Genomic DNA, 5,342 nt, shown 5'->3' with positions numbered 1-5,342 from the left:
CATTGGGTAACGAATCTCGCGAGGGACGAGCAAACGAGGCACCCGCGGATAGTGTTTTATGCAGGCACAAACCGCAGTGCTACACCGTTGTTGCACCAGCGCAAGCCGGTAGGCTCTGGACCATCACCAAAGACATGACCTTGATGACCGCCGCAGTGCGCGCAGTGATATTCTGTGCGTGGCCACACCAGTTTGAAATCCAACTTGCTTAACAAATGGCCCTCAACATGCTCGAAAAAACTGGGCCAACCGGTGCCAGAGTCATACTTCATCGCGCTGGTGAAAAGTACAAGATCGCACCCAGCACAGCGGTACTCACCTTCCCCAACCTCTCCGTCCAGTGGGCTTGAAAAGGCGCGCTCAGTTCCCTCTTCGCGGAGCACGTAGAAGGCTTCATCAGTCAGGCGTTCACGCCATTCATCTTCGCTTAATTCAAGCTTTTCAAGGCCAGGGGCTGCTTTAAGGTCTAATCGCGGAAAGCCAAACGAGACGCCAGGAAGAACACCTGCCAATCCGGTTAGTCCAGCAAGCCCCAAAAAGTGACGACGCTTCATTTGCGCATTCCCCCTTAACACGTCAAGGACATAGACATAAAAACGGGACGGCGCCTTAGCACCATCCCGTTTTGACTACTTGACTGTCCAAACGTTCGATTAGTTATCCAAACATTCGACAACCTTTACCCTATCGTACATATCAGGTTAACTGCGGACCCGCCTTGATAATTGCCTCGTTAACACCTTCAAACTTCTTAAAGTTATCAACGAATTTGGTGGCAAGGTCTTGCAGGTGACGATCGTAGGCATCTTGGTCAGCCCACGTTTCGCGAGGATTGAGCAGGCTAGAGTCGACACCCGGCACCGCTACAGGCACTTGAAGGTTAAGGCCATCGATGTGCTGGGTTTCAACATCACGCAGCACGCCGGACTGAATAGCACTGATGATGGCGCGAGTAGTCGGAATAGAGAAACGTGAGCCACCTTCGCCGTAGGCACCACCTGTCCAACCGGTGTTGACGAGATAAACCTGAGCATCTTTTTTATCTACCCGCTTGATCAACAGATCGGCGTATTCACGCGCAGGGCGCGGGAAGAATGGCGCACCGAAGCAGGTAGAGAATGTAGCAGCCAAGCCTTCAGATGAACCCATTTCGGTAGAGCCCACTTTCGCAGTGTAGCCTGACAAGAAATGGTACGCGGCGGCTTCTTTGGAAAGAATCGATACGGGCGGCAATACGCCAGACATATCGCAGGTCAGGAAGACGATAGCGTTAGGCTCACCAGCCAGGTTCTCCGGTACACGCTTTTCAACGTGCTCTAGCGGATAGGCGGCACGAGAGTTCTGGGTCAGGCTATCGTCGGCATAATCCGGCTCGCGACGATCGTCAAGTACAACGTTCTCCAGTACGGTACCAAACTTAATCGCGTTCCAGATAACCGGCTCGTTCTTCTCAGAAAGGTCGATACATTTAGCGTAGCAGCCACCTTCCATGTTGAAGACGATACCGTCGCCCCACGCGTGCTCATCATCGCCAATCAGGTAGCGCGCTTGGTCAGCGGAAAGCGTGGTTTTACCCGTACCTGAAAGACCGAAGAACAGGCAGGTTTCGCCGTCTTCACCAACGTTTGCAGAACAGTGCATCGGCAGAACGTCAGCTTCTGGCAACAAGTAGTTCTGCACAGAGAACATTGCTTTCTTCATTTCACCGGCATAGCGCATACCAGCAATCAATACTTTGCGCTCGGCAAAGTTAATAATGACACAGCCATCAGAGTTGGTGCCGTCGCGGCTGGGGTCACACTCAAAGCCCGCGGCGTTTAGAATCGTCCACTCATCTTTAACTGCTGTGTTGTATGCCTGCGGGCGCACAAACATGGTGCGGCCAAACAGGTTTTGCCAAGCCGTTTCTGTGGTAACACGAACGGGCAAGTAGTGTGTGTTATCACTGCCGACATGCAGTTCGGCTACGAAGTGCTCACCGCTACCCAGATAGTCTTCTACACGTGCCCACAGCGCTGAAAATTTCTCAGCATCAAACGGGCGGTTCACGCTTCCCCAGTCGATGCTATCGCGAGTAGAGGGCTCGTCGACGATATAGCGATCTTTCGGTGAACGCCCTGTGCGCAGACCGGTGTTTACCACCAGCGCACCGTTAGCCGACAGGCGGCCTTCACCACGGGCCACGGCGCGCTCGATCAGTTCGGCGCTGCTAAGATTAACGTGGGCTTGGGGAGCGGCTTGAGTCGTGGTCATGTCGATTCCTGGGTCTCGAATTTACCGGGCGTCAACGACGCCTTGAGAAATCATCTCAGCCGCTTATTGTTTCCAATACCATGGGCTGAGTGCGCTGAAGTCCGGCGCATTATGGCAAAAAGAAAGCCCCCAGGAAACGGGGGCTTTCATCAAATATCTTGTAGTTAAACTACTACAATGACACTACATTTTGTGTTGCAGCGCAGTATATTTTCAAACAACCGTTCGGCAGGCATCCTATAGGCTTTGCTATGACTAGCGCGGTACCTATACGACTTCAATACTCATGCCATCATCTGCGACTACACAATCAATGAATCACCGGGGGTGGCGCGTCCGGATTTTCTAATAAAATTTCAATCTCTGCTGCTGTGTAGTGATATTTCGTGTGGCAAAAGTGGCATTGCGTATCGATTGCGCCTTCTTCACGCAAAATATCGCGCAGTTCCTGTTCGCCAAGCGTGTACAACGCATGACTCATTCGCTCCCGCGAGCAGGTGCAACCAAAGCGTAGTGCTTTCGGCTCGAACACTCTAACCGTCTCTTCGTGATAGAGCCGATACAGCACTTCGCGCTGCTCCAGCCCCAGCAGCTCTTCAGCCTTAATGGTTTCAGCGAGATGAACGCTGCGCTCCCAAGCATCAACATCTTGATTTTGTGAGGCATCGGGCAGGCGCTGAAGCAGCAGCCCACCTGCACGCTCGCCGTCAGCCGCGAGCCAAAGGCGTGTTGGCAACTGTTCTGATTGGCCAAAGTAGGCTTCTAGGCAGCCCCCCAAGGTAGCGTGATCAAGCGCAACAATACCTTGATATCGATGCCCTTCCCTTGGATCTAGGGTAATCACAATTTGGCCTTCACCCACCAGCTCTCGGAAACTGGCATGTTCGCTGGGCAGCACAGCGTCTTCCGCGATTCGCGCGATCGCACGCAGCTCACCACCGGGGTTGGACTCGGCCATTAAGAGTGCAAGCGAGCCTCGTCCACGCACTTCAATGCTTAAGGTGCCGTCTAGTTTTACCGTGTCCGTTAGCAAAGCGACCGCCGCCAGCAGCTCACCCAGCAATTCATTAACCGCTGGTGGATAGGCGTGACGGTCTAACACCTCATGATAGGCAGTGCTGAGCGTGACGATTTCACCACGCACGTTGGTTTGGTCAAACATAAAACGTTGGATTTGATCAGACATAAGGAAACCGCCGGAGAAGTAGAGAGAAGGCTTACCGCCATGACGAATAAATGCGTGTTTAATCGCCCTGTTGGCGCTGGAAGCGCTGGATATCACGCCGTTGTTTTTTATCAGGGCGTTTGAGTGGGTGCTGCATGGCTTCATTGATGAGACGACGAGCTTCAGCTTCTTTGGCTCGACGTTGCACGCTTTCCTCGGTTTCAGCGTAGAGCTTACGCGCTTCTGGCGCGCCGCGACGCTGGTCGGAAAGCGAAATCACTTCCACCTCAAAAATATCCCACCCTTGGGGAACGCGAATAAGCGCCCCCAGCTCGACATTTTTGCTGGTTTTGACGCGGCCACCGTCATAGTGAACTTTACCGCCTTCTATCGCTTTTTTAGCCAGGGCACGGGTTTTGAAAAACCGTGCGGCCCATAGCCACTTATCCAAGCGAACGCTGTCGCTCATTAACGCTCTCCTCGCTGCCCTGGCAGGTTATCTGGCAGCAGTTGGGCAAACCGGTCTAGGGCAATAAACTCCTGCAGTTCTTTTTCAGGCCGCTGGCTATTTGGCTGCTTAATACCCAGTAAGTGTTTAATACCAAACTCACGGGCACTTTCGAGTACGCGTGCGTTATCATCGATAAACAGCGTACGCGCTGAATCAAACGGTTCTCGCTCTTGAAGCGCAAACCAGAAAGCCTGCTCCTCTTTTGCAGCCCCCACATCTTCTGATGAGATGATGGCGTCGAGGTAGTTTTCCAACCCTGTCAGCGGTAATTTTAGCGCGAGGCTGGCACGGTCTGCGTTGGTCGCTAGAATGACACGGGGGTGGGTTTGCTTCAGCCAGGTTAAAAAGTCTAGTGCGTCACTACGCAGGCCTATCAAGTGCTGTACTTCGCGTTTCAGCGCCACGATATCCACCCCAAGTTCGCGGCTCCAGTACGCAAGGCTGTACCAGTTCAGCGTGCCCTGTTCACCGATAATGCGCGCACGCAGCGCTTCTTGGCTCGCTGCGTCTAGCTGATGAAGCTCAACATAGCGTTTTGGCAGGTGCTCTAGCCAGAAATGGCTATCGAAGTGCAGATCCAGCAGCGTGCCATCCATATCGAGTAGGACAGTATCAATCTCGCGCCAATCAATCATTGCCGCTCCAGTATGAAAGAGTAAGCATGCTATTGTAGCGTAACCCGTTTTTTGCAGCCACGGAGGCATGATGTCACTCCACGACGCTTCAACAGGCAATACCCCACATGACTACCTGAAAAAGCCGCAAATCTTGGCGCGAACCAACGTCGCCAAAAGCCGTTTATTCCAGATTGAGTCGCTTGACTTGCGCTTTTCTAATGGTGAAGAGCGCCAGTTTGAACGTTTAACCGGCGCAGACCGAGGCGCGGTAATGATTATTGCCATGCCCGATCCAGAGCATGTACTGCTTATTCGTGAATATGCGGCGGGCTTTGAAGATTATGTGCTGACGTTGCCAAAGGGGCTAGTTGATCCCGGCGAAGATATTGTCACTGCAGCCAACCGCGAGCTAATGGAAGAGTGCGGCTTTGGCGCGCATCGCATTGAACCGCTGGTGGAGTTATCGCTTGCGCCTAACTATATGCGCCACCGCATGCAGGTACTCATCGCCACCGATCTTTATCCCAAGCGCCTGCCGGGCGACGAGCCAGAGCCGTTGATTGTCGAAACCCATGCCATTGAAGAACTGCCGGCACTGCTATTACGTGACGACTTCCACGAAGCCCGCGCCATAGCCGCGCTCTATATCGCAAGGGATAAGCTACGCGAAGAGAAACGTAATAACGCAATGGATTTGTTGTAAAGCCGCGCTGCTTTTGCGGGTGCGCTGACGCTTACACCGCACTACAAAACCTAAGGACTCAATAAGTTATGTAGCGCGTATATGGACTCCTCC

At 53.0% G+C, this 5,342-nt stretch carries 6 protein-coding genes; 1 reads left to right on the top strand and 5 read right to left on the bottom strand.

Annotated elements, in window-relative coordinates; genetic code table 11:
* Nucleotides 1-56: 56 nt before the first annotated feature.
* From msrB to yrfG, 5 genes are all read right to left on the bottom strand, one after another.
* Entirely contained in the window at nt 57-554 is a 498-nt protein-coding gene (gene msrB / locus INT22_RS00465; RefSeq protein ID WP_193060830.1) for a peptide-methionine (R)-S-oxide reductase MsrB, read from the bottom strand.
* 142 nt (nt 555-696) lie between these two features.
* Nucleotides 697-2,253 (bottom strand): phosphoenolpyruvate carboxykinase, encoded by a 1,557-nt coding sequence (locus tag INT22_RS00460; RefSeq protein WP_038486052.1) that lies wholly within the window; start codon nt 2,251-2,253, stop codon nt 697-699.
* 310 nt (nt 2,254-2,563) lie between these two features.
* The gene (gene hslO, locus INT22_RS00455; RefSeq protein WP_120386642.1) at nt 2,564-3,439 is read right to left on the bottom strand and encodes an Hsp33 family molecular chaperone HslO; all 876 of its coding nucleotides are present in this window, start codon (nt 3,437-3,439) and stop codon (nt 2,564-2,566) included.
* Nucleotides 3,440-3,497: 58 nt separating this feature from the next.
* Nucleotides 3,498-3,887, bottom strand: coding sequence for a ribosome-associated heat shock protein Hsp15 (gene hslR / locus INT22_RS00450; RefSeq protein ID WP_193060829.1), 390 nt, complete (start codon nt 3,885-3,887; stop codon nt 3,498-3,500).
* Nucleotides 3,887-4,564 carry a GMP/IMP nucleotidase gene (yrfG, locus tag INT22_RS00445; RefSeq protein ID WP_095604556.1) on the bottom strand — a complete coding sequence of 226 codons (678 nt, stop codon included), beginning with the start codon at nt 4,562-4,564 and terminating at the stop codon, nt 3,887-3,889. Before yrfG ends, hslR begins: the two co-directional genes overlap by 1 nt.
* A 70-nt stretch (nt 4,565-4,634) precedes the next feature.
* Between yrfG and nudE the strand changes: the two genes are divergently transcribed.
* Nucleotides 4,635-5,249: an ADP compounds hydrolase NudE gene (gene nudE / locus INT22_RS00440; protein ID WP_193060828.1), complete on the top strand. Its 615-nt coding sequence runs from the start codon at nt 4,635-4,637 to the stop codon at nt 5,247-5,249.
* The last annotated feature ends 93 nt before the right edge of the window (nt 5,250-5,342 follow it).

This window comes from Halomonas sp. 3D7M, assembly GCF_014897885.1.
GTDB lineage: Bacteria > Pseudomonadota > Gammaproteobacteria > Pseudomonadales > Halomonadaceae > Vreelandella.
Note: the sequence above shows the minus strand (reverse complement) of the source record. Positions and strands in the feature narration are given on the sequence as shown.